Below are 24,207 nucleotides of genomic sequence, written 5' to 3' on the forward strand. Positions count from 1 at the left end.
GAAAATCAAAAACTTCTAGAAACATTGATCTATCAGGGTTTCTAGAAGTTTTTTTAGTTATCTATGAATAATTCGGGATGAAATAGCTGCTTGCTACTGTCCTTCGTTACTGAGAAGCTCTATTTTGCCTCTGTCACTCGCCGAAAGGTGTTTGTAGAATGGATTTGGTCGATTCTAGCACATCAGATAGCTCTATCCTTTCTCGAAAATAACAAAAACAAACATTCTAACAGAACACCAAAATTATTTGGGTCATAAAAACAAAAAAGCCTGTTACCACAGGCTTTTTTGTTATAGTTTCATCCACCCTGAGAGAATCGAACTCCCATCTCAAGAACCGGAATCTTACGTGATATCCATTACACTAAGGGTGGTAACTCAATAAGTATACCAAAACTTGTGGAGGAAGGCAAGAACTTTTTCAAGCTTCCTCCAATAAAATTTTCAGGCCTGGTTGGCTGGTAAGAGAATCTCACGGATGGCTTGACCAACTCCGTTTTCTGTGTGCGGTCCGGTTTGGAATTTGGCAATCTTTTTCACAGCCTCATTGGCATTGCCCATAGCTACAGACCAGCCGGCATAGGCCAACATTTCCAAATCATTGTTGGCATCTCCAATAGCCATGACTTGGTCATTGCCGAACCCGAGATCCTGAGCTAGGTAGGACAGGCCGGTAGCCTTGTTGGTTCCTTTGGGGAGACACTCATAGATATACTCCTGCGAGCGGACCACTTCAAAATGCTTGGCTAATTGCGGACCATACTCCGCCTCAAAGCGATCCAATGCTTCTTTCTCATCCAAGTACATCGCTTGGAAAATCTTGGCTTGGCTCTCCAAAAGCTGCTTCAACTCTACTCGTTTGGGTTTGGTGAAAACTAAACCGGCATCCATTATCACTAGCTCCGAAGGCTCTTCACCGACGACTAGGTAATCCTGTTCGTCAAAGACGGTTAGTTGAGCGGTCGATTCCTGGGCAATCTGGTCTAACAAGACTAGTTCTTCTTGAGACAAGCCAGACCAGGAGTGGATGGACAAATCCTTGGTACTATAGATGGTTGCGCCATTGTTAATGATAACATAGCCTTCTTTTCCCTGCCAGCCTAATTCCTTTAAATAAGGAAGGACACCAGATAAGGGACGACCTGTACAAATTACAGGCAGGACTCCTGCTGCGCGGGCCTTGTCCAAGTCAACCAGGGTCTCTGGTAGCAATTTTTTATCTTGATCCAGTAAGGTGCCGTCCATATCTAAAGCTAATAGTTTAATCATCCACTCATCCTCCCAAATTTTCAGATATTTTCTACTTCCTATTATACCAAAAGAACGGATTTAAAAAACCTTGGAATTCGCGCTGATTCCAAGGTTGGTGTGGACTTAAAGACTCCAGTCCAAGTTAGGTCCGACAGGGACAATCCCGGTTGGATTGATGGTTTTATGACTTCCATAATAATGGTTTTTAATCTGGTCAAAGTCAACGGTAGCTGCGATGTCTTGATGATGATAGAGACGTTTAGTGTAGTCCCAAAGATTTGGATAGTCCACTAGGGCCTTGATATTGCATTTGAAATGTCCAAAGTAGACGGCATCGAAGCGCACCAGGGTTGTGAAGAGGCGAATGTCTGCCTCGGTTAGACGATTGCCAACCAGATAGTCCTGGTTCTCCAAGTGTACTTCCAATTGATCTAGGGCCGCAAAGACCTGTTTCACTTCTTCCTCATAAACACTTTGACTAGTGGAGAAGCCAGCTTTGTAGACACCATTATTAATGTTTGGATAGACAAAGTCATTCATAGCATCAATTTCGACCTGTAGATTTTCGGGATAGTAATCCTCCTGATTGCCTGTCAAGTCATTGAAGGCTGAGTTGAACATCCGCATAATTTCAGCGGATTCATTACTGACGATGGTCTTGGTTTTTTTGTCCCACAGAACTGGAACGGTTACCCGACCAGTATAGTGAGGATCTGCCTTGAGGTAGACCTGATAGAGGTAGTCGCTTTGAAAAAGACTATCCTCAATGACTCCTGGTCCCTCAGCAAAGGTCCAGCCCTTCTCTAGCATAAAGGGATTCACGATGGAGAGCGAAATGTGCTCCTCCAAGCCCTTCAATTTCCGCATAATCAAGGTCCGACTAGCCCAAGGACAAGCTAGTGACACATACAAGTGATAACGACCCGATTCTGCCTTGAAGCCACCCTGACCTGTCGGACCCGGCTGGCCGTCCGGTGTAATCCAGTTCCGAAACTGAGTCACGGTTCGCACAAATTTTCCGCCCGTTGATTGGGTATCATACCATTGATCCACCCATTGCCCATCTACTAAAAGCCCCATCTGCTTTTCTCCTTTTTACTAATAATTAGTAGTATACCAAAGATTAAAAAATCTTCAAGTTATTCGCATTTTCCTTTACTTTTTGTCAAAAAACTGATAATATATTCCCTGTGTGTGATGGACACGCAAAAATAAACGGCTAATCCGCTGCTCCCTCGCGTTTATGATTAGCAAGATAGGAGAAAACATGAATCCATTAATTCAAAGCTTGACTGAAGGTCAACTACGTACTGATATCCCTGAGTTCCGCCCCGGTGACACTGTTCGCGTTCACGCGAAAGTTGTCGAAGGAAACCGCGAACGTGTACAGCTCTTCGAAGGAGTTGTTATCGCTCGTAAAGGTCAAGGAATCTCTGAAAACTACACTGTTCGTAAAATCTCTAACGGTGTTGGCGTTGAGCGTATCTTCCCACTTCACACTCCACGTGTTGAAAAAATCGAAGTTGTACGTTACGGTAAAGTACGTCGTGCGAAATTGTACTACCTACGTGCCCTACAAGGTAAAGCTGCACGTATCAAAGAAATCCGCCGTTAAGAGGATTAAAAGGAGCCTCGGCTCCTTTTCCTTGTTCCCTTAGTTAAATGGATATAACAACTCCCTCCTAAGGAGTCGTTGCAGGTTCGATTCCTGCAGGGAACATTATTTAAGAAAATCGCTAAAAATACACCCTAAAAGTTAGATGTCATATCCAACTTTTAGGGTGTATTTTTAAATGTTTAAGATGACCAGGACTGTCGGTTCTCCTGCATTTCTGACCCGTTTAGACACCTCTTTTTTCAACTCGAGTTTTCTAACCTCGCTCATTTATCTCTGGGCTCAGGTGAAAAAGGCCTCCCAGACCTTTTTCACCTCCTAACTCTTCCGTACCAAGCGGCGGAAGTCACGCGCTTGGTCTTTTACTAGACCAGCGAGGGAGCGGCCCGCTTGGGAATAGGGCCCCTGGGCTGACCAAAAAGAACGGTCATCTGAGCCCCACCGCTTCTTACTAGGGGAGCGGTAGCCTCTTAGTTTTTTACGTCGGAAGCGGGGATCGTGCCGACCGATTGGGGCGATGTCCAAATCCTTGTGGCGGCAGAAACCACCGTAGTTAAAACTAGCACCATTAATGATACCTGCTTCCGAGCTTCCTTCTGGATCCAGGATATTCAAAAAGCGGCCCTGGCTGTCTAAAATAAACTCAACTCGCTGCCGGTAAAGAACTTTTAGGTTCACACTGGCTTGGTTATCCGGGTAATTCCTCTTCCCTTCAACCAAAGAAAGCTTCTGATGCAGCCGGCCACGATCCCACAGGGTATAAAAGCGACCCTTTAAGTAGCGGGCTAGGGCTTGGCGATCAGTCATTCCCGGATCCCGAAAATGCCTGCGTACATATTGAGCCTGCTGGGTCGAAATCAGGTAGCGTAACTGATGTACTTGGCGATTGAGCAATCCCGCCTGGTCCAGGCTATTCTGAGGAAAGGCTTGCTGGATTGTCTTGACCAGCTGCTTCCAAAAACGATCATGGGGTGCTAAATCAGGATGAAAGGCATTCAAGAGACGCTGCAGCTCCTGTTGATCGTCGGTTAACTCCACAGGCATATCTAGAAATTCTAGAAACCAGATGAGACAGTCCTTAGGTGAGCGATGCTGTTGCTCTTGCCATAAATGATAAAAATTTGAACTCCCAATTGTTCGAGAAGAAGATATATGCATAGGTTGATCCTTACCTGTTTTTATCAGAAAAACTCCAAGTTTTACGCTAGAGGCACGAAAATTTGGAGTTTTTTGCGATTTAATGAATGACCTCAAAAATCCGATTACCATCTAAATCAGGTCCATAGACTTGTCGGAAACGATTCTCCCCAAATAATTCAGGAAGATTGCGATTACTGATGATGTATCTCACCTGCAATTTCTCCAGATCCTCAACCGCCAAATTGATTTTTAAAACATCAGGGGAGGGATTTTCCATACTTGTTTCTTCATCTACTAATAGATAGCGCATGTGAGAATAACGATTCCACTGCTCCTCCATTTCAGATGTTGGATCAAGAGCTTTCATCAGTTCAATATCCGGATAAAAGCGAACCCCATCGAGCGATTTCGCTCCAAGCATCTGCGGCAATTGGTAATAATAGCCATTCTCCGTCATCCACAAGGCCTCAGGATACTCATTTTTTAGTTGCTTCACCTCTAAAGCAATCGCCTTATTTTCAATCACATCCAAGCCCTGAACAACTGGATTAACAGTCATCCCCGATACTAGGATAATCCCCAATAAGGGAAGCAAAGCCATTTTCCTTCTAAAAATAAATAAGAGGTAGGTTAAGCTAAAGAGACCTAGTGTGATAAAAGAAGCGCTAGGGCTCATATAGTGGATGTCTAACGACTGATTGTTAATGAGAAGCATAAAGAGAACTAATGCTGGCAACATAGCTACAAGCAAAGAAAGCTGGTGCCTGCTTTTTTCTCTAAACAACAAGCCAATAAACCAAAGACTGGCAAAAACTCCACTAACCGCTGCTGCTTGCCAGGCCCGATTGGACGTCACAAAACGAAACAAGGTAGCCTTGGAAATGATTTCAGGAATCTCCACAAAAGCATAGACCGCTAATAAGATCGTAAAGAAAACAAGGAAGAGACCAAAGACATTGTCCCAGACCTGCTCCTTTTTGACGACAAAAGGAATCGCCAATAGGAAAAACCAGACAAATTGGAAACCCGTCGCTAGCTCCACCTGATTCATGTAGCTTGGCGTACGGAATGGTAAAACAACATTTTGCAGAAACTCGATGAACTGGGCTAAAGTAAAGCCCCCACCAACACTAGTCCGACTACCCGGATAAACCGTATTGAGTGTCAAATTCAGAGCATTCTTGCTAACCCAAAGACTGTAACCAATAATAGAAACAGCAACCAGCAAAGTTAAGCCCATCGACAGCCAATCAAAAACCTGAAGTTTTTTTGTCCGGATTGCCTTCCAAAATTCAATCACGAAGAAGGCTCCAACCAAGTAGGCAAACGGAATCTGGAAGGCTGGATAAATCACGAGCACAAAACCAATCATCGCACTAACTAAAAAACTAGCCATCAGCAATTTGAACCATCTGTTCTCCTGATGGAAATAATGGTAAATACTCACCATCATCAACAGGGCATAAAAAACGACATCCCCTAGGTGCTGCATAAACCACCATTGAATGGCGGGTGTAAAGGTAATCCATAAGGCCCCAATGCTCGAAAGCCATTTATTTTGCTTAGTCAAAATCAGCGAAAATTCATAGGCCAACAAGAGCATGGCTAGTATTTTAAAACACCAATACCAAGACAAACCAGTGGCAGCACTAAAAAATAGAAAGCCCCAATTAAACGGTTTTCCAAGAACGGAAATATGCCAAACTGGAGAATTATAAGCCACAATCATATTTTGTCCGGATAAAGCATAATTCGGATTGATCAACTGATTGCCACTATTGGCCTGAGCCAGGTAAAAAGGCGTCTGCACCAGCCACTCATCCGAACGAATCATACGGGGCACACCCGCAATCGTCCCGTCTGAACGAGGCGGAAGTGAGATCCAATCCGATAGGTTTTTTTGAACATCAATGTGTTCAGCCTCACCATCCAGATCGTTTATGGTAACACCACGAGTATGATTAGATGTTTCACTAATCCCATAATTATTCCAGTTACTGATTGAACTTCCATGAATCTGAAAAGAAACTCCAACTATAAACAACAGCAAGGCAATCAGATACCGGTATTTGAGAAATCCATCCCCAATCTTTTTCAGAAAACCAAGACTTCGACTACTTCTCACTTCTTGCATAATAATCATAGACTTTCAATTCATATTGCATGCGGTTCTGTCTGACCACGGTATCTAAGATAAAACCAGCCACAAAAGACAAAGCAGCCAGAATCATCAAACCAGTTGCTAAAACCGCAGAAGGAAGTTTGTCAATAAAGCCTGTATTGGCAAACTCTGTAATCACAGGTATCCCAACTAATAAACCAACCATGAAAAAGAGAAGGGTCAGCAGACTGAAAAACACCAAAGGTTTGTAGTCTTTGAAAAGATTGAAAATCATTTTCAAAACTTTAAAGCCATCTGAAAAGGTACTCAATTTAGACTCACTACCCTCTGGCCGATCTTTATAGGTAATTGGGACTTCAACCAATTTAAAACGTTTATCCAGAGCATGAATAGATAGTTCTGTTTCGATTTCAAAGCCTGGAGATAAGACTGGGAAGTTTTTAACAAACAATTTGTTAAAACCTCTGTAGCCAGTCATGATGTCATTGTAATCTCCTCGATACAGACGATTAATCAAGCCTTTTACAAGATTATTGCCGAAACCATGGAACCCACGTTTGTTTTCTTTTTCGTAGGTCCCATTGGATAGGCGATCACCGATGGTCATATCAGCCAGACCTGCTCGTAAAGGCTCCAACAATTTTTCCACTTCTGCAGCAGGATAGGTATCGTCAGCATCTGCCATGATATAGTAGTCAGCATCAATTTCGCGAAACATAGATCGTACGACATTCCCCTTACCTTGACGCGGTTCAAAACGCACAATTGCCCCTGCTGCTGCTGCCAACTCGTTGGTTCGATCACTCGAATTATTATCATAAACATAGATATCGGCATGCGGTAAAACTTTTTTAAAATCTTCAATTACCTTTACAATGGTCAGTTCCTCATTATAAGCTGGCAATAAGACGGCAACTTTTTCTGTCATTCTTACTCCTCTATTCTCTAAAACATGAATGAATCGCATCCATTCTATGGAAGCTCAAAGAAAGCCGAGGTCTTTGAACTAAATCCCTTTCCTGACGTAACATCATATTGAATGATCGCCAAGTCTTGCTCAGCTTCACTACTCTGATTGAACTGGCCATCAAGACTTAATTGACGTCCCTTTAAAACCTCATCCAACAATGCATAGTAGGGAGATACTTTTGAATTGGTTTGTTCCAATAAAGCCGCTCCAAAGTCACTTGAATTGACCATTGGATGCTCCGCTTTAACATTATTTTTATTGGACCAGATGAAATAATCCGTTTCAAATTGTAAATTTGGATGCTCTGTAAAAACAGATAGCGGATAGAAACCTGGAAGGTGATCGCCATAGAAAACAACGGTGATTTCCTTATCGATGGTTTTTAACTTCTCCAAAAATTCTTTAGTGGCTGTGTCCGTATGACGGAGCAAGCGGGAATAACTTGTTAGATCTGCATTTTGTTTATCATTCAACAAAGGATTTTGACCCACTAACTCAGCTGGCTGACCTGACGACCATGGAACATGGTTTTGCATCGTGATGACAGAGAAAAACTGATTTCGTTCCGGCTGAATTTTGGATAGAACCTCATTGTAGACAGCACGATCACTAACATTGACACCCTCCAAGGTTTTATCCTGAATGGTATCTGGACTATCACTGGTGAAATAGAGATTTTCAAAACCTAAGTCCTTATAAATATTAATTCGGTTATAGTTATTGGCTCCTGAAGGGTGGATCACATAGCTATCCTGACCTGCAAACGAGCGTGAAATCGATGGAAGATAGGCCATATTTGGCACGACCTCAACATAGAGATTTGAAGTTGAGCCCGAATAATTATAGAAAGGCAAGCCGGTCAAACTTTGGAACTCCATATTGGCCGTTCCACCCCCATAACCATCACTGTGCATCTGTCCACTTGTGGTCTCTGCTTTTATCTGTTGAATTTCGGGGATAGGATTTTGGGAGATCTCATTCCCTGGAATTCTTCTCGGATCCGCAAAACTCTCGCTGAGTATATAAATAACCGTTTGATTTTTAAGAGACTTATCCCGTGTTTGGTTTAAAACCTCCGCCTTTTGGCGATACTTGGCGATAATCGCTTCAACTTGTTGCTGGTTGTAATTTTCCGGTGCCTCCATCACAACCTGGGTTAATTGACGACTCCACACATAGGCTAAGGATTTATAACTGGCATTAATAGACAGCCCCTGCCAGGTCACGTCAACCCAATTGTGGAGAGCACTGATAACCGGTACATTATTGGGAACTTTTCCCTTTTCCTCCTGTTGAAAGGTTGTGCTTGTCACGTGAACCAAGCCCAAAAAGACCACCAGCAAAGCGAGCCTAGGCTCCCATTTCGTAAAAATCCGTTTACTTGGCATAATCGTTTGAATATTCCAAGCTACATAGAACAAAACGGCAATAACAACTAAAACTGTTAAAAATAAAGCAACATCTACAAAGGAAACAAAAAGTTGCGGTTCCCAAATCCAAATAAAATCAGTGGGCAATAAGGGTTCTTGGCGATACTGATTTTTAATGCTATTCACAATCGCTACTCCGCTTCCTGTAAGCAAAATAAGTAGGCTCGCATACAGATAGCGATTGAGCAGTACATAAATCACTAAACAAAAAGAAAAAATCGTGATGACTTGAAAAAGCGTTGCCATGGGAAAAATATATTTTCCGACAACCTCACCTACTTGCACCACCCCCGTCTGAAAGAGCAGGTTAAACAGTACGGCAAAAACCAAGCTTGAAAAAACGGCATTGGCCCTGCCAAAATGGTGCAGGCCAATTTCTCTCAGACTGTTGTAGTAACTTGCAAAAAGCAGGAAACCAATCACAAACCACAACAGGCTTTGACCCGCTATGTAGCTTAGGTAAGGGCCAAGCTGGTTCTCTGTAGCTAGACTAGTCACCGGTCCAGTCACAAATTCCAAAAAGAGTGGATTCGTCAGCATCAAAGGCGCCATAGAAGCCATGGTCCAAACGGAACGGCGGGCTCGGTAGAGTCCGGTCTCTTCAAATTTCTTGAATACATAAAATTCCCGTTGCACAATTTTTAGCGTAAAAGCAACCACAAGGATAATGGCCAAGCTATAAAAATGCACTTGAGTTAAGGGATGAATCCTGAACAGGTCTTGAACCTTGAAACTAGGATTGTTGAGCTGACGAGACCATTCCAATAAGAACAGTAGGGGAAAATAGATCAGGTAGCCGATTAACAGAGGAAAAACACTCTTGAGCCTTGTATAGGGAAGGGTTAGGAGTCCTGCAAACAAAACAATAAACAGGTAGAATAACAAAACTCCTTCCGTCGTTAAACCAAGGAAAGTCTGGTCTTGTCCAAGAAAATAATTGGACAGGAGAACCACTGTTAAAGCTAGCATTAGACAGACATAGACTAATTCAAAAACACGCGCCGCCCAATCCTGTCCCTTAATCCAAGCCTGAATCGACTCGTATTTTTCTTTGGCATAATCTGAAAGGTCCTGTCGCCAATTTTCTTGGAGTTTTATCCAAAATGCTTGGCTATCCTCAAGCAGGATACTGCTTTTGGCCATAATCAGGTTCTTGGCTTCCAAATAAAGTCGGTTTAAAGATTCTCGAATCTGGTTCATGAATATTTAGCCACCAATCGTTTCAGAATGTATCTAATCGCTCTGGCCGGACCAAGTACAATGTACTTAAGCGCTCCCTTGATCCCGCCCATATAATTAAAATCAACAAAGGTCGGTGGATGCAAATCGCCATTCAAATTTAAAAGTTTGTTATCTATAAAGGGAGTTAGCACTTTTGGACTAGGTGCGATCCGAAAATCATAGCCCTGGTTCCAAGCAATATAGACCAAAAGTCGTTCCATAGCATGAAGAATCGAATTCTGAGGCAGGGGTTCCTCTGGGATAGCCTCTGCCTGAAGATCCAACTCAAAAAGCGGTTTTAAGGCTTCATAGCGGAACCAGGCAAAGCTTCCGTAACTCATGACAAAGGTATCCATCCCTGCAAAATCAATGGTCTTGGAGAGGCCCATATCCTCCCATAATTGATTCATGGCCGCTGCCATTTGGTGTTCATTCCAAGCTGTTACGATACGATTGTAGCGAAAAAAACTTGGAATATCGGCGATGACCAAGCCGATATTTGGCTGTTCCTCAAACTGGGTGAGGATGGCTGCCGAAGGCTCCACCAGCATCTGAATCAGCTCGCGACGCCAGGATTCCCCAGCCCAAAAATCAGCTTCCTTAGACTTTTTAGTATGGAAATGGCCCACATAATCATAGCCTGCTAATCGCTCTTTTAACAAGAGCATCGGGAACAAATCACGCCCACGATTGCCTGTCACAAAAACTTCTTGATTGTCCTGCTGCCCCGTCTTCTCTAGAATCTCTGCCTTCTTGGCTTCGGTATCCGTTGTTAGGAAGAGATCATAGGCAAAGGGAAACTGCTCAAAAACGGTCAAAAATTCTGGCAAGAGATCCGTATAAAAAACATGGAGATGGATCGCTACACGCCCCTTCAACGGGCGAAACTCCCGCAGATTTGACAGGTATTTTTGGCCCAAAAGATAGGGGCTGTCTGGTTGATTAACCATCGACATGTGATAAACAATCAGGTCTATTGGATAGTCACTTTGGGTTTGGATAGTATCCAAAAGGTAGGGCGCAATGCTCTGATTGGCATCCAGCGCCTTGACCTTAAGGAAGGGCAAGCCAACCTCCAGAATTCGCCGAGGATTATAATAGGTAAAATCCGGATGTAACATGCCTTCGGTCGCTTCCTGCGTCGTATCAAACAAGGCCTTGTACTGAAAGCCCCGCTCCAGAAAATAAGTCGTCACGCCCGACTCATAATGATTAATCACATCTTGCACATTTTCATAATCTTGCACATTTTGCCAAAAATCAAAGAAGCTTTGGTCCTGTAAAATGGATTTTTTAAAGGTTAAAAAATAGCTTTGTAGGTGCTCTGGGAACTCCTTGGTCGCTCGAAAGTTGGTCAAGCCCCAAAAATCAATCTGTTCATCAGCTTCCATGCCTAAAAAATGGGGTGTAAAATCCCAAATGGGACCGAAACAAGTATCATTCATCAGGGTTAGGGAATCAAATTCCCCTAGCTTGGACCACCCCAGGTTGTTCATGGCATCCCGCCAAGCTGCAAAGTCAAAACCACTATTGGCTCGCTCCCAGACTTGGTCAACCAAGGCCTGGCCCTTCAAATCTTGAAGCCCCTGCTCCGGCAGAGGGCTATTGCTAACCACTAAAACCTGTGAAAAAAGCGGCCGCATCTTCTTCAACTGATAGAGGACGTGGGGACTTACTTCCTGATTTTTATTGTAATGAACATAGATAAGCAGTCGCTTCATTTTCTTCTCCTAAACAAATCAATCACCTTCGTGGTGATTTTCCAACGCCGGGAATTTTTCATCATCCTATTTTCCAGCTCCAGACGTTGGTAATTTTCTCTTACTTGCTCTAACTCTTCCTGGTTAGAAAGCAACCGGTCCAGCAAGGTTTTAACCAAGTAATCGGCTGCTTCAACCTGGTCAATCTGACTCATTTTGTAACTCAATATTAACTTGTCTCCCTGCTTTTCTTGAGGGAGATCATAAATCAACTGTGGATCTGGATCTTTGAATAGATAGCCCTCTCCAAAAGCCAGGCCATTGGACCAGCTAGGGGGAAGGAGAGTTCCGTCCGACAACCGGACCTCAACCCTATCATAAAAACTTGGCCGTTCTGACAGATCAATCCGCACACGGCTACAATTTTCTGGCAGCACAATTTCGAGATTGCCCTGTTCTTTCAAGGCAAAGGATTGGCTTTGTTCAGGTCTAAAACCCGAGGACTCGTCTGAGAAAAAGACCGTCACCGATTCAAAACCAATTCCCGCCAAGCCTGCTGCAGCCTGACTCAACTCCCATTCAAAGGCATTCGCCCGTTCCAAAAGAAGATCCACCAGGGATTCGGAAATTCGCTCCGGGTAACGTCTGACATAAGCTTTTTGCGTTGCCAGCAGTTTTTCGAAACGGTCTTTCTGCTCTGCATAGGAGCGAGGTCGCGAATCCGATCCTGTATTCACAACATAGGCTACCGTTGCCTCAGGTAAATAACTAAGCTTGGTCCGTTGAAACAACTCCAGCTGCAAATTAAAGGTGTCATCTGCCGTGCTTAAATCCAAACACTGATTGGCTGCCAGCATCAACTCCCGCTCGACTAGCCAGGTCGAGGCCATGGTAAAACCTCGGGTGGCCAGCATTTTCTCGTAACTATCCGCAAGAGGAATGGTCCCAGACTCAAAGCCAGCAGCGCTGACAAATTGGCCTCTTTCATCATAAATATCAAAATCGCTATTGGACCAGGCCGAATCTGGATTCGCCTCTAGCAGGTCGACTTGTTTTTGGAGCTTATGGGGATCCAACCAAAAGTCATCCCCATCACAACGGGCAATGTACTTGCCTTTGGCCTTGGAACAGAGCTCGACCCAGGTTTTAGCAATCCCCTGATTCACCGGATTTGAAAAGATCAAAACATTATCAGGATGTTTTGCTTGGAAGGCCTGAATGATGTCCCAAGAGTAGTCCGTGGAGGCATCATCGACAATGAGAATTTCAACAGGAAAATTCTTCTCTTGCGCCACAAAACTCGCTAGGGTCTGCTCAAGCCAGGGATCCTTATTGTAGACTGTGCAAAGAATTGAAACCACTGGTTGTGTCATTGGTCACTCCATTTCGTCAAAAGTCCAGTTTCCATTTCGCTGAATCAAGCCACTTGCAGAATCCAAAGCAGATCGGTCATCTGCAGCAATATCTGTTCGTTGAACCATGATAATCGGGGTTTGGGTTGCATCTGAAAAAGCTAACATCTTTCCTTCTGCATCCCGGACGGTTACTTCCAACTTCATTTTGAGATTATTCACCGTCGGTAAGGAACAACGGTAGTGAATTTCCTGGTGACCTGAGGAAACCTGATGGGCATCCATTGAATTATCGTTATAAATCCAAATATTCCGATCAATATCGGTCAAAGACAGGGCGATATAGGTTTCCATTTCTTCCTTGAGATCATACTGAATCCGGAAATGGATCTCATCCCCTGGGCTAATCTGAGTCGGCGACAGCAAGTCCAGCTGAAAGTTCTCAACCACTTGCTCTTCTGCTTGTGCCGGCTCACTCGCTTCTTCTGCTTGCAGGGGTGCGGTATTGTCATAGCTATACTGATTGGCAACATTCTCTGGATTGCCGTAAGCCTTGACCAAACCATGTTCAATCAAGATCGCCTTATTACAGAACTTTTTAACCGCACCCATATCATGGGTCACCAGAATGGTTGTTTTCCCAGACTGCTTGCGTTCCATAAAGTAATCATTACATTTCCGTTGAAAGGCTTCATCACCAACGGCCAAAACTTCATCCAGGATCAGGATATCGCTATCTGCCTTAATGGCCACCGAAAAGGCCAGACGGACCTGCATCCCACTGGAATAGTTCTTGAGCTTCTGGTTCATAAAATCCCGCAATTCCGCAAACTCAACGATCTCATCATACATGGCATCAATTTGAGCCTGGGTAAAACCAAGCAGGGCTCCGTTTAAATAAACATTTTCACGGCCGGTCAATTCCGGGTTAAAGCCAACACCGAGCTCGATAAAGGACACCAATTTCCCATCAATCCGGACCTCCCCCTGCTCAGGCTGGTAAATTTCCGAAATGATTTTCAGAAGTGTCGATTTACCAGAACCATTCCGCCCGAGAATGCCAAAAAAATCACCCTTTTCGACTTCGAAGTTGATATCCGTTAAGACATGTTGCTCTGTATAGCCCTTGATCCCTCGGAGGCGATTGATCAAACTCAGCCGCAGGCTGTTGGTTGCTTCTGTTGGTAGTTGGAAATATTTACTGACATGTTGAACAGAAACAGCAATTTTGTTCTCTTTCACTATAAAATCTCCGCAAACTTCTTAGCATTTTTCCTAAAAATTCCATAGCCAAAACTAAAAATCAGCAGCGGCAAGAGATAGGGAATTAGGATTAAAAAAGGATTGGTGACCAGTTGCCACACGGTTGTATTAGCTGGATCAATCAGGAGATAACGGGCGTCCTGAATCATCTGAGCCATTGGGTTCACCATCATGATCTTGGCTGCCAGTTCATTCTGATTGGCCACAAAACTAATCGGGTAGATAATCGGGGTGGCGTAAAGACCCGCCTGCAAGACTACTTCCCAAATTTGTAGCGAATCTCGAAAACGGACAAAAACAGTCGACAAAAGAAAGGCCAGACCTGAGGCAAACAAGAGCAGCTCCAGAAAAATTGGCAAAACCAAAATCACTTGCCAGGACAGGCTAACCCCGTTAATCAAGGCAAAAATAAAGACAACCGCCAGATTGATCAAGAAATTAATCCCTGCCCCTGCCACCGCTGAGAGAACAATGATTTCCTTGGAGAAATTCAATTTCCGAATCAAATCCCCGCGGGACACGATAGACACCATGCCCATCGAGGTCGCTTCCGAAAAGAAGGACCAAATCACATTGGCCAGTAAGAGAGCCACCGCAAAATGGGGCACATCACCGCCCAAACGTAAAAAGCGGATAAAGACCAGATACATAATGGTAAACATCATGAAGGGTTTCAAGATCGACCAGAGGTAACCAATCGCGGATCCCTGGTAGCGTAACTTAAAATCCGTCTTGATGAGTTCTTTCATCAAGATCCAATTTTTCTGTTGAAACAGATTCATGGATTGCTCCTTTTGTAAAATAATTTGGTAATAATCAGCGTTCGAAAAACTAGGGTATGGAACCAGCGGTTTTTACGATAGCCCCTGCCAAAAATCCGGCGAACCCGCTCCACAGGCCCCTGCTCCAAAATCGTAACAAATTCCTCCACCAACACTCGGTTCTCAGGCTCGAGCGGCAATTCGAGAAGGTTGCGAGCCTGTTCTTGACTATCGTGGATTAAGGTCCAATACTTTTGGAAAAGACGCTGGGGACGAATCCAATTAGCCATCCGTTTGCGCAGGGTTCGTGCCCCCAAAACATTGTGGTCATGTTGGCGATAGAGCTGGGTCACTTGATCTAGATAAATAAGTTGACCCTGACTAGCCGCCAATAGAGCCAGATACCAATCATGCATGAGCAGGGCGTGTTTCTCCTGGCCTGTCCAGAGACTGGCCAGAGCCTGATTAATCAGGGTTACGCCTCCCGTCACTGTATTCTCTGTTAATTCTGCCAACAGACTTGTATTGGCATGGTCTGATTGACTACGGATCATACTCGCAGCCAAAACTTGAAGCTGGGCGTCCACCACACTGAGGTCTGTGTAGACCAAGGCCGGTTGGCGAACATCTACTTGAGCCAGGGCCTCAAGCTGAACTGCCAATTTGTGGGGGAGCCAGACATCGTCCTGATCAGAAAAGGCATAGGCCTCTGCCTCCTCCGCCTGCAACAGAGTCCAGAAGCTCTGAATCACACCAAGGTTTTCTTGGACATCCGGATTAATCCAACGAATCCGTCCATCACGCGCCTGGTAGTCTTCGATAATCGCATGGGTTCCATCGCTCGATCCATCATCGCGAATCAGGAGACGCCAATCTTCTACGGTCTGCCCCAGAATCGAATCTAGCATCTCCGCCAAGTAAGCCTCCCCATTGTAGGTTGACAGCAAGATCGCAACCGTCATGCGTTAAACACTCCTTCATAGTCTTTCACAATTTTCTCCCACGAGTAGAACTCACGCATTCTTTTTTTAGCTTCCTCACCTAGATGACTTGGTCGTTTAGTATCAATTTTTTCAAGCAGCGAAACCAAATCACCCGGCTCCTTAGTCCAGTAAAGCGCTGTATCCTCAGCCACCAGGCGGTTAAAATCAACGCCCAAGACCAAGTTCACATCACTCTGGGCCAAGGCTTCCAAGAGACCCGGATTGGTCCCGCCAACTTCATGGCCATGGAGGTAAGCATAGGCCTCCTGACGAATCTTCTTGAGTAGATTCGGATCATAAACTGTTCCGACAAAGCGAATCCGCGGATCCTGGTCAAAACCGGTTTGCTGCCGCAGCCTCTCAAAGTAGGCCGAACCCTGGTAGTTGCAGACCAATACCAAGGGCCGCTGACTGGCTGTCTGCATAAATTCCCGAAGCATGGTCTCATAGTTGTTCTCAGCCACAAAACGGCCCACAATCAGGTAGTAATCCCCAGCAAGCAGGTCCCACTCCTTCAAAAAGGCTTGGAAATCCGTCGAATCTGTTGCCAGATTCGAAGCTTCTAAATCCGTCCCATAGGCAATGGTTGTCACCGGCAGCGAGCCATAAGTCTCATCCAAATAGGAGGCAATCCCGGGGTTGTCCGCCACCACCAAATCAGCCTGCCGGGCCATGACCCGCTCTGCCAGCTTCAGATAGGCACGTACGGGCTTGGACCACTTGGTCCGCCGCCATTCCAGACCATCTGGATTAATTAACAACCGTCCACCCAAACGGTGAATCCGTTTGATAAAGAAACGAATCAGCGGCCCCATGGTATTGCCTAAAATATAAAACACTGGCTTGTCAGACCCCGACGCTTCCGCCAACTTCAAGGCATAGTGCAGGGCCATGGTATCATAGGCAATCACCCGGGCTGGACCCAACTGGGGAGGACAAATCGTGAAGCAATCCGTCCCTTGGAAATCAAAATGCTGGTAAGAGGCCTCATCCGACAAGCAAGCAACATGATACACAATACGAGGATCCTGCTTGCGGGTTACCAATTCTTGCACAAAGGTCTCAAAACCACCATATTTGGCCGGCAATCCACGACTACCGATTACATAGACATCTTGCATCCGGAAACTCCTTCCCCTAAGTTTACATTCCTTAATTATACCATGTTTCCCAACTTCCTGCGACCGAAAACAGGGGAGAAAAATCCGCAAGAAGTCGTCCAAATGCAGAAAACCGCACTCCTATTCCAAGTGCGGTTTCACTTTATCAAGTTTTTTCAACTAGCAAAAGCCTCAGCCATCCTAGTCGCGATCATCATAACCTTTGGGATGACTCGAATGCCAAGCCCAAGCGCTTTCGATGATTTTTTCGATATTATCAAATTTAGGTTTCCAGCCTAGAATATCACGCGCCAGCTCTGAGGAGGCAATCAGAGTGTCTGGATCTCCCGGCCGGCGATCGGCGATTTCTGCTGGAATCTCCTTACCAGTAACCTTGCGGGCAGCCTCCAAAATTTCCAAATTAGAAAAACCAGTCGCTGATCCCAGGTTAAAGGCTCTGGACTCATTGCCTGCACGCAGGTACTCAACAGCTAGGAGATGAGCATCAGCCAAATCGAAGGGATGCACATAGTCACGGACATTGGTCCCGTCCGGTGTCTGGTAATCATCGCCAAAGATCATGATTTTTTCACGTACCCCTTGAGCCACCTGCAAGATGATTGGCAACAGGTGGGTTTCTGGTCCGTGGTCCTCTCCCAGTGAGCCATCTGGTTTGGCACCAGCTACATTAAAGTAGCGGAGCGGGACAAATTTGATTCCATAGGCCTGATCCGCCCATTTCATAATCGTTTCCATCATCAACTTGCTTTCGCCGTAAGGGTTGATTGGTTTTTGCGGAGTCGTTTCCCGAATCGGAATCTCTTCTGGAATTCCATAAGTTGCGGCAGTTGAAGAAAAGACAATCGACTTAACACCTACTTCCCGCATCACCTCAAGAAGACGAATCATCCCTGCGGTATTGTTGTCAAAATATTTCAAGGGCTCAGCCATTGATTCTGCGACCAAGGAATAGGCCGCAAAATGGATCACCGCATCAATATCCGGATTCTCTTTGAAAACCTGCCGCATGAAATCTTGGTCAGCCAGATCACCCTCATAAAAGACTGCATCTGGATGCACCGCAGCCCGGTGTCCTGTTACCAAATTGTCGACCACGACAACCCGCTCTTGTCCCAGTGAAACCAAGCGGTCCACCATGTGCGAGCCGATATAACCCGCTCCACCTAACACTAAAATTCCCATAGAATCTACGCTCCCTTACTAACTACTTATTTCACTTCTTGCTGGTAAAAGGCCTCCAAGGCTTCTTGCCAGGTTGGAATCACAAATCCGGTTGCCTTGGCCTTAGTCAAGTCCATGGTCGAGTTAAATGGACGTTTAGCCTTGGCTGGGAACTGGCTCGAATCAACTGGCTTGACCTCCACGGGACTATCTTTCAGGATCTCCACCGCAAAGTCATACCAGGTTGTATCCTGGTCGGCATCATTCGACAGATGGTAATAACCATAGTCATGCTGGTTATCCGCTAAATGCACCATAAATTCTGCCAGGGTCCGGGTCCAGGTTGGGCGACCGTGCTGGTCATTGACAACCGTTAGGACAGGATGGCTTTTCGCCAAATTCTGCATGGTGAAAACAAAGTTTTTCCCATAATTTCCAAAGACCCAGGCGGTCCGAATAATGTAGAAACGGCTGGAAAGTTTTTCAACCAGCTCTTCTCCCATCCGTTTGGTACGGCCATACTCGGTTTGAGGATCCGCTGGATCGTCCACCTGCCATTCCTGACCGACTGGTTTGTCTCCGTTAAAGACATAGTCGGTGGAGATGTAGACCATGGTTGCCCCGTGGGCTTCTGCTGCCCGCACCACATTTTCAGTTCCGGTCACATTGATGGCGTAATCCAATTCCTTGCCTTCATCCTCAGCTGCATCAACAGCTGTGTAGGCCGCACAGTGGTAGACCAAACTTGGCTGCACTTCCGCAAAGACCCGATCCACCTCTTCTTGTTTGGTGATATCCATTGTCGCCACATCGAGGGCCACATAGTCCTGCCCTAGCTCGTCCAAATAATGCACCAACTCCGTACCGAGTTGACCTTTTGCTCCTGTAATGAGAATCATTGCTTACCCTTTCCCTTCTGAACGCTCCTTGATCACATAGATCGGCCGATTTTTTGTTTCCATAAAAATCTTACCAATATACTTCCCAAGAATTCCGATTGTTAATAATTGAAAACCTCCCAAAAAGAGGATGATGGAGACCATCGACGGCCAACCTGCGGTTGGATCCCCATACAAAAGGGTCCGGACAATCACCACGCCGGCCAAGCCAAAGGCCAGCAAGCAGGACAAGGCTCCTCCCACAAAGGCAATGGCCAAGGGAGCATCCGAAAAGTTGACAATTCCCTCCAGCGAATAGCTAAAGAGCTGCCAGAAATTCCAGCTGGTCTGCCCCGCCACGCGCTCGACATTCTTGTACTCCAAATACTCGGTCTTAAAACCAACCCAAGAGAAAATCCCCTTGGAGAAGCGATTGTACTCGGTTACCTCCAAGATCGCATCCACCATCTGTCGCCGCATTAGCCGGAAATCGCGGGCCCCATCGACCATCTGAACCTGGCTAATCCGATTAATCAAGCGATAAAACATCCGAGCAAAGAAGGAACGAATCGGCGGTTCCCCATCCCGGGTCACCCGCCGGGTCCCCACACAATCCAGGTCCGGGTCAGCCTCCAAACGCTGCACCATTTCTACCAACAACTCAGGCGGATCCTGAAGGTCTACATCCATTACGGTCACAAGCTCCCCGTGAGCCGCCTGAAGGCCAGCATAAAGAGCCGCCTCCTTCCCAAAGTTTCGGGAAAAGGACAGATAGGTAACCTTTGAATCCTGGGCTGCCAACTCTCGGAGCACCTCCAGAGTCCGATCACGGGAGCCGTCGTTGACAAAAATATACTCAAACTCCTGATCCAGCTGAGGCTGAATCGCTTCCATTGCCTGGTAGAAGAGAGGCAGCGCCTCTTCTTCGTTAAAGCAAGGAACAATGACTGAAAGCGTCATATGGTTCTCCTTATTCTGTTCATTCTCCTCTAGTATATCATATCCCTCAAAAATCTCTGCCTACTTCCTGTAAACTTCGATATCAAATGACTTTTGCGAGTCCAAAACAGCTTGGTAGAGTTCCAAATCCTTGGCCAAGAGATTATTGGTGTAGACCCCGTCAATCCTCCGGTTGAGTGTTTTGGACAGAGTCGCAAAACCATCCACCGTATGGACAAATACCAAGCGATCCTGCGCGTGAATTTGATTAATCAGAGAGTCCGTCAACCGCTTATCCTTTTGGGGTAAAGTAACCGCCAAAATTTTGGACTTGTCCACCAAGGTCTTGGCAATCGCTTCTTCCTCTAAATCAGAGGCGTAGAGGGTTAAAATATAGTGCTTAAACATCCCCAGCTCCTCCACCCAGGCGTAATCTTTCGGCTGGTAGAGCTGCACCAAGATCCGGTCAGCTAAGGCTGGATTCAACTCTTTGACAGCCTGGCCCAAAATCCGGTACTGCTCCTCAACCTCCGCCAGACTCTTAGATTGCACCTTGGTATCGGTGACAACAATCATATCCGGATTGATTTCCATTTGTTTCAGAATATCCTCCCAAAACAAACTGATATATTGGGCCTGCCGATTGCCCTTATCACTGGTCTTAGCTGACTCCCACTCCTGACTGGTCACAGCTTCGCCCTCCCAGTTATGGACAGCCGCCAGACGACCGTCTTGAGTCAGATTGAGATCAAATTCAAAAATCCGATGGCCCAGCGAATAATTCTGCTTGAGGGCTTGGAGAGAGTTGCTGTAGGCCGCTAAAAAACCAGCCTCCCGCATCGTCCCACCCGCATGGGCAATCAAGCGGGTCGTCGCCAGCACCTGTTTTACGTCCTGTGACTGCGACGCAAGTACCAACTCTGTCCCCTGATGACCCAGCTCCTGTCCCAGACTAGCCTCCAAACTCTCCTTAGGCAGGTAGACCCGACCCAACCAATCCTGCTCCCTATGAGCGTAGGGAAAGTGATAACCATTTTTCCGAATTTTATCCGCATCCACATGGATGGACCAGGGAACTAGACCTGCCTTCGTATAGCTTTGATCAGACTCCTCCTTCAAACCGGCCTGCTCAAAAACCGCCTCCAAGGGATAAAAATCCCGCTCCAAACGACTCTTCATTTGAACCCGATCATAGAGCCCCAAAACCAGGCCCAAGCCTACAAGCCCCAGCAGGTATCTTCTATAGTTTACTCTCAGGACCTTGTCCTCCTAACTAGACAGGAAGTAAGCAAGTAGCTGCACAACTTCCACGCCAATCTTTCGTCAAATGAGACGACAAGAAATAAGAGGCTGAGGACCCTAGTCCCAGCCTCTCACTGTTTATTGAATTACTTCCTGGGTTTTTGCATAATTGGCTTCAACAGCTTCTTTTTCGCCCTTCCACCAATCTGAGTTAGCTGTGTACCAGGCAATGGTTTCTTTCAGACCCGCTTCAAAGTCTGTAAATTCAGGCTTCCAGCCCAAATCATCGCGTAGCTTGCTGGCGTCAATTGCGTAACGCAGATCGTGGCCTGCACGGTCTGTAACGTGGTCGTAAGCATCCGGTTCTTGCCCCATTTCCTTCAAAATGAGTTCCAGCACTTCTTTATTATTTTTCTCACCGTCAGCCCCAATCAGATACGTCTCGCCAATCTTTCCTTTGGTCAAAATCGTCCAAACGCCTGAAGAATGGTCATTGGTGTGGATCCAGTCCCGCACATTCTTACCCTCACCGTACAACTTGGGACGAATGCCACTCAAGATATTGGTGATTTGGCGCGGGATAAACTTCTCAATATGCTGGTAGGGTCCATAGTTATTGGAACAATTGGAAATCGTCGCTTTGACCCCAAAAGAACGCACCCAGGCCTTGACAATCAAGTCTGAGGCAGCCTTGGTTGAAGAGTAAGGTGAGGAAGGATTGTAAGGTGTCTCAGCTGTAAATTTCTCCCCTGGACCTTCTCCCTTGCCTGGCAAATCCTCCCGCAAAGGAAGATCGCCGTAGACTTCGTCCGTCGATACATGGTGGAAACGCAAGTCGTACTTACGCGCAGCTTCCAACAGGGTATAAGTTCCGATGAAATTGGTATCCACAAACGGACGTGGATCATTCAAGGAATTATCATTGTGGCTCTCAGCGGCATAGTGCACAATCGCATCCGCATCCTGGGCCAAACGATCCACAAGCTCCGCATCCGCAATATCACCCACAACCAACTCCACACGATCGCCCAAAATAGACGCAATATTAGCCTTATTCCCTGCGTAAGTTAACTTATCCAAGACAACAATCTGAACATCTGGAAAATTGTTGTAAACATAATGTACAAAGTTCGAACCGATAAAACCTGCACCACCGGTTACAATGATTTTTTTATAGTCTGTCATTTCTTTCCCTTACAATTGATCTTCTGTTACTGGTTCTACATCCTGCAAAAGCGGATGGTTTTTATCTGCCTCTGAAACTTCTGCTGCCTCCAAGTTGTCCCACTGGATGCCGAGACTTGGGTCCGCGTAGTTGACAAAAGCATATTTGGGCTTGAGCTCCAAGGCCCAATAATCATTAACCAAATAGCTATAAGCCACCTTGTCCGACAAAACTTGGAAACCATTGGCAACACCCCGCGGCACAAAAATCCCTTTGGAAGCATCAATCTCTGTCTGGTAAACATTCCCAAAACTTGGACCCTGCCGCAAGTCCACCCAGGCTCCCAAGACACGTCCTTCGTCGGCTACCGAGATGTACTTATCCCAAGGTTCTGCGTGCAAGCCGCGAAGCACATGCTTACTTGAAAAGCTTACATTATTTTGCAATTTCCCTTCCGCAAAAAAAGACTCTGGGAAACCAAGCGGAACCATTTTTTCCTTTTGGAAATTTTCTTTGAACCAGCCACGACTGTCTCCGTGAACCGGAATGTCAAATTCCAGCATTCCCGGAATCGCTTCAATCGGGCGAGCCGCTAGCTCTTTTCCAAAAAAATTATCAGCCATTTTCTTCTCCAATCAAACGCAAGAGGTATTGTCCATATTCATTTTTCTTAAGCGGTTGGGCCAAACGATAGACCTGTTCCCGACTAATGTAGCCCATCCGATAGGCAATCTCTTCCAGATTGGCCACTTGCAAATTTTGCATCCGCTGGACCGTTTCAATGTACTGGGCCGCTTCCAAAAGACTCTCGTGGGTCCCTGTATCCAACCAGGCAAAACCACGCCCCATCAACTCAACAGATAGATCCCCACGATCCAAGTAGGCCTTGTTCACATCCGTGATTTCCAACTCTCCTCGAGGACTTGGTTTGATGTTCTTGGCAATTTCGACCACAGAATTATCGTAGAAGTAAAGACCTGTTACCGCATAATTGGAACGAGGCACTTCCGGCTTCTCTTCAATCGAAATCGCATTCATCTGCTCATCAAACTCGACCACTCCAAAACGCTCAGGGTCCTTAACCTGGTAACCAAAAACGGTCGCACCGACTTCCTTTTGCGCAGCTTTTTGCAAAAGCTTGGTCAAACCTGGCCCATGGTAAATATTGTCCCCCAAAATCAGCGCCACCGCATCATCGCCAATGAAGTCAGCACCAATGATAAAAGCCTGTGCCAAACCATCTGGACTCGGTTGCACCGCATAGGACAAGGAAATCCCGAGCTCAGAACCATCGCCCAGGAGCTCTTCAAACCGTGGCAAATCCGTCGGTGTTGAGATAATCAAAATCTCCTGAATCCCCGCCAACATCAAGGTTGAAAGGGGATAATAAATCATCGGCTTGTCATAAACCGGCATCAACTGCTTAGATGCCGCCCGCGTCACCGGATAAAGGCGCGTACCTGAACCACCCGCTAAAATAATACCTTTCATAGTTTTTCCTTTCTTCCCAGAGGCTCAAACTGACCTTCTGGACCATCATTTTTAAAGCGAAACGAGCTCACCAACAAGCACGTTCATCACGCCCTTCTTGAAAAGGACTATACTAGATTCCACAAGTAAGCAGAACTTGCAAAATCCGAGACACATCTATTTTATCATTTTTGTGACAAAAAGTCTGAGGGAGTTTTTGGGAATCATTCCCGTTGCTTATTCTTTTTGAAAATAATGTCAGGATTCTGACTCCTCATCATCAATTTCATAAAAATGACATCTTTACGGTTCTTTGTCAAGTTGTGTGGAATCCCTGAAAACTGACAATATAGAATAAAGACAATCTTCCTTCCTCCCCTCCTTAGAGGGGAGGGATTTTTAGATAGAGTGGACAGCAGGAGT

Annotated in this window: 20 protein-coding genes and 2 tRNA genes; 2 read left to right on the forward strand and 20 right to left on the reverse strand. The window is 45.8% G+C overall.

Annotation, left to right across the window (positions count from 1 at the left end; all coding sequences use genetic code 11):
* Positions 1-302: 302 nt before the first annotated feature.
* The 3 genes from N4310_RS01290 to N4310_RS01300 all read right to left on the reverse strand — a co-directional run bounded on the left by N4310_RS01290 (position 303) and on the right by N4310_RS01300 (position 2,331).
* Positions 303-374: transfer RNA gene (locus N4310_RS01290), tRNA-Arg, on the reverse strand.
* A 70-nt stretch (positions 375-444) separates the two neighbouring features.
* Positions 445-1,269 carry a Cof-type HAD-IIB family hydrolase gene (locus N4310_RS01295; protein WP_160332580.1) on the reverse strand — a complete coding sequence of 275 codons (825 nt, stop codon included), beginning with the start codon at positions 1,267-1,269 and terminating at the stop codon, positions 445-447.
* Between the two features lie 105 nt (positions 1,270-1,374).
* A complete protein-coding gene (locus tag N4310_RS01300; RefSeq protein WP_262091778.1) occupies positions 1,375-2,331 on the reverse strand; it encodes a glutathione S-transferase family protein in 957 nt (318 codons plus the stop codon).
* A gap of 187 nt (positions 2,332-2,518) precedes the next feature.
* Between N4310_RS01300 and rplS the strand changes: the two genes are divergently transcribed.
* Together rplS and N4310_RS01310 are read left to right on the forward strand one after the other, a co-directional pair.
* Positions 2,519-2,866 carry a 50S ribosomal protein L19 gene (gene rplS, locus N4310_RS01305; RefSeq protein ID WP_160332582.1) on the forward strand — a complete coding sequence of 116 codons (348 nt, stop codon included), beginning with the start codon at positions 2,519-2,521 and terminating at the stop codon, positions 2,864-2,866.
* Between the two features lie 33 nt (positions 2,867-2,899).
* Positions 2,900-2,971: transfer RNA gene (locus N4310_RS01310), tRNA-Arg, on the forward strand.
* 213 nt (positions 2,972-3,184) lie between these two features.
* Here the strand turns inward: N4310_RS01310 and N4310_RS01315 are convergent.
* The 17 genes from N4310_RS01315 to rfbA form a co-directional block, all read right to left on the reverse strand.
* Positions 3,185-4,024, reverse strand: coding sequence for a DUF3114 domain-containing protein (locus N4310_RS01315; RefSeq protein ID WP_179923528.1), 840 nt, complete (start codon positions 4,022-4,024; stop codon positions 3,185-3,187).
* Positions 4,025-4,103: 79 nt separating this feature from the next.
* Entirely contained in the window at positions 4,104-6,149 is a 2,046-nt protein-coding gene (locus tag N4310_RS01320; protein WP_262091779.1) for a DUF7657 domain-containing protein, read from the reverse strand.
* Positions 6,121-7,056, reverse strand: a complete 936-nt coding sequence (locus N4310_RS01325; RefSeq protein WP_262091780.1) for a glycosyltransferase family 2 protein — start codon at positions 7,054-7,056, stop codon at positions 6,121-6,123. The genes N4310_RS01320 and N4310_RS01325 overlap by 29 nt, the downstream gene beginning before the upstream one ends.
* A gap of 44 nt (positions 7,057-7,100) precedes the next feature.
* Positions 7,101-9,728 carry an LTA synthase family protein gene (locus tag N4310_RS01330; RefSeq protein ID WP_262091781.1) on the reverse strand — a complete coding sequence of 876 codons (2,628 nt, stop codon included), beginning with the start codon at positions 9,726-9,728 and terminating at the stop codon, positions 7,101-7,103.
* Positions 9,725-11,470: a rhamnan synthesis F family protein gene (locus N4310_RS01335; RefSeq protein WP_262091782.1), complete on the reverse strand. Its 1,746-nt coding sequence runs from the start codon at positions 11,468-11,470 to the stop codon at positions 9,725-9,727. The genes N4310_RS01330 and N4310_RS01335 overlap by 4 nt, the downstream gene beginning before the upstream one ends.
* A complete protein-coding gene (locus N4310_RS01340) occupies positions 11,467-12,822 on the reverse strand; it encodes a glycosyltransferase (protein ID WP_262091783.1) in 1,356 nt (451 codons plus the stop codon). The genes N4310_RS01335 and N4310_RS01340 overlap by 4 nt, the downstream gene beginning before the upstream one ends.
* Before the next feature lie 3 nt (positions 12,823-12,825).
* Complete coding sequence (locus N4310_RS01345; protein WP_262091784.1) at positions 12,826-14,043, reverse strand: ABC transporter ATP-binding protein; 1,218 nt, start codon at positions 14,041-14,043, stop codon at positions 12,826-12,828.
* Positions 14,043-14,846 carry an ABC transporter permease gene (locus N4310_RS01350; RefSeq protein ID WP_262091785.1) on the reverse strand — a complete coding sequence of 268 codons (804 nt, stop codon included), beginning with the start codon at positions 14,844-14,846 and terminating at the stop codon, positions 14,043-14,045. Before N4310_RS01350 ends, N4310_RS01345 begins: the two co-directional genes overlap by 1 nt.
* Positions 14,843-15,787: a glycosyltransferase family 2 protein gene (locus tag N4310_RS01355; RefSeq protein ID WP_262091786.1), complete on the reverse strand. Its 945-nt coding sequence runs from the start codon at positions 15,785-15,787 to the stop codon at positions 14,843-14,845. The genes N4310_RS01350 and N4310_RS01355 overlap by 4 nt, the downstream gene beginning before the upstream one ends.
* Positions 15,784-16,929 carry a beta 1-4 rhamnosyltransferase Cps2T gene (gene cps2T, locus N4310_RS01360; protein WP_179925572.1) on the reverse strand — a complete coding sequence of 382 codons (1,146 nt, stop codon included), beginning with the start codon at positions 16,927-16,929 and terminating at the stop codon, positions 15,784-15,786. Before cps2T ends, N4310_RS01355 begins: the two co-directional genes overlap by 4 nt.
* Before the next feature lie 180 nt (positions 16,930-17,109).
* Positions 17,110-18,111: a UDP-glucose 4-epimerase GalE gene (galE, locus tag N4310_RS01365; protein WP_262091787.1), complete on the reverse strand. Its 1,002-nt coding sequence runs from the start codon at positions 18,109-18,111 to the stop codon at positions 17,110-17,112.
* 26 nt (positions 18,112-18,137) lie between these two features.
* Complete coding sequence (gene rfbD, locus N4310_RS01370) at positions 18,138-18,989, reverse strand: dTDP-4-dehydrorhamnose reductase (RefSeq protein ID WP_262091788.1); 852 nt, start codon at positions 18,987-18,989, stop codon at positions 18,138-18,140.
* A gap of 3 nt (positions 18,990-18,992) precedes the next feature.
* A complete protein-coding gene (locus tag N4310_RS01375) occupies positions 18,993-19,928 on the reverse strand; it encodes a glycosyltransferase family 2 protein (protein WP_179923517.1) in 936 nt (311 codons plus the stop codon).
* Positions 19,929-19,988: 60 nt separating this feature from the next.
* A complete protein-coding gene (locus N4310_RS01380; protein WP_262091789.1) occupies positions 19,989-21,122 on the reverse strand; it encodes a glycerophosphodiester phosphodiesterase family protein in 1,134 nt (377 codons plus the stop codon).
* A gap of 165 nt (positions 21,123-21,287) precedes the next feature.
* On the reverse strand, positions 21,288-22,334 hold the full coding sequence (rfbB, locus tag N4310_RS01385; RefSeq protein WP_160333458.1) for a dTDP-glucose 4,6-dehydratase: 1,047 nt from the start codon (positions 22,332-22,334) through the stop codon (positions 21,288-21,290).
* Between the two features lie 9 nt (positions 22,335-22,343).
* Positions 22,344-22,937: a dTDP-4-dehydrorhamnose 3,5-epimerase family protein gene (locus N4310_RS01390; RefSeq protein WP_160333459.1), complete on the reverse strand. Its 594-nt coding sequence runs from the start codon at positions 22,935-22,937 to the stop codon at positions 22,344-22,346.
* Entirely contained in the window at positions 22,930-23,805 is an 876-nt protein-coding gene (gene rfbA / locus N4310_RS01395; protein WP_262091790.1) for a glucose-1-phosphate thymidylyltransferase RfbA, read from the reverse strand. The genes N4310_RS01390 and rfbA overlap by 8 nt, the downstream gene beginning before the upstream one ends.
* Between the last annotated feature and the right edge of the window lie 402 nt (positions 23,806-24,207).

Origin of the sequence: Streptococcus danieliae (assembly GCF_025447695.1) — a bacterium.
Lineage (GTDB): Bacteria > Bacillota > Bacilli > Lactobacillales > Streptococcaceae > Streptococcus > Streptococcus danieliae.

Excerpts from the sequence above, each read along its gene's own strand:
- N4310_RS01315 (WP_179923528.1), bottom strand. The coding sequence starts at position 4,024 with ATGCATATATCTTCTTCTCGAACAATTGGGAGTTCAAATTTTTATCAT.
- N4310_RS01320 (WP_262091779.1), bottom strand. The coding sequence starts at position 6,149 with ATGATTATTATGCAAGAAGTGAGAAGTAGTCGAAGTCTTGGTTTTCTG.
- N4310_RS01375 (WP_179923517.1), bottom strand. The coding sequence starts at position 19,928 with ATGACGCTTTCAGTCATTGTTCCTTGCTTTAACGAAGAAGAGGCGCTG.
- N4310_RS01330 (WP_262091781.1), bottom strand. The coding sequence starts at position 9,728 with ATGAACCAGATTCGAGAATCTTTAAACCGACTTTATTTGGAAGCCAAG.
- N4310_RS01340 (WP_262091783.1), bottom strand. The coding sequence starts at position 12,822 with ATGACACAACCAGTGGTTTCAATTCTTTGCACAGTCTACAATAAGGAT.
- N4310_RS01390 (WP_160333459.1), bottom strand. The coding sequence starts at position 22,937 with ATGGCTGATAATTTTTTTGGAAAAGAGCTAGCGGCTCGCCCGATTGAA.
- N4310_RS01335 (WP_262091782.1), bottom strand. The coding sequence starts at position 11,470 with ATGAAGCGACTGCTTATCTATGTTCATTACAATAAAAATCAGGAAGTA.
- N4310_RS01355 (WP_262091786.1), bottom strand. The coding sequence starts at position 15,787 with ATGACGGTTGCGATCTTGCTGTCAACCTACAATGGGGAGGCTTACTTG.
- rplS (WP_160332582.1), top strand. The coding sequence starts at position 2,519 with ATGAATCCATTAATTCAAAGCTTGACTGAAGGTCAACTACGTACTGAT.
- rfbA (WP_262091790.1), bottom strand. The coding sequence starts at position 23,805 with ATGAAAGGTATTATTTTAGCGGGTGGTTCAGGTACGCGCCTTTATCCG.
- rfbD (WP_262091788.1), bottom strand. The coding sequence starts at position 18,989 with ATGATTCTCATTACAGGAGCAAAAGGTCAACTCGGTACGGAGTTGGTG.
- N4310_RS01300 (WP_262091778.1), bottom strand. The coding sequence starts at position 2,331 with ATGGGGCTTTTAGTAGATGGGCAATGGGTGGATCAATGGTATGATACC.
- N4310_RS01295 (WP_160332580.1), bottom strand. The coding sequence starts at position 1,269 with ATGATTAAACTATTAGCTTTAGATATGGACGGCACCTTACTGGATCAA.
- N4310_RS01350 (WP_262091785.1), bottom strand. The coding sequence starts at position 14,846 with ATGAATCTGTTTCAACAGAAAAATTGGATCTTGATGAAAGAACTCATC.
- rfbB (WP_160333458.1), bottom strand. The coding sequence starts at position 22,334 with ATGACAGACTATAAAAAAATCATTGTAACCGGTGGTGCAGGTTTTATC.
- N4310_RS01325 (WP_262091780.1), bottom strand. The coding sequence starts at position 7,056 with ATGACAGAAAAAGTTGCCGTCTTATTGCCAGCTTATAATGAGGAACTG.
- cps2T (WP_179925572.1), bottom strand. The coding sequence starts at position 16,929 with ATGCAAGATGTCTATGTAATCGGTAGTCGTGGATTGCCGGCCAAATAT.
- galE (WP_262091787.1), bottom strand. The coding sequence starts at position 18,111 with ATGGGAATTTTAGTGTTAGGTGGAGCGGGTTATATCGGCTCGCACATG.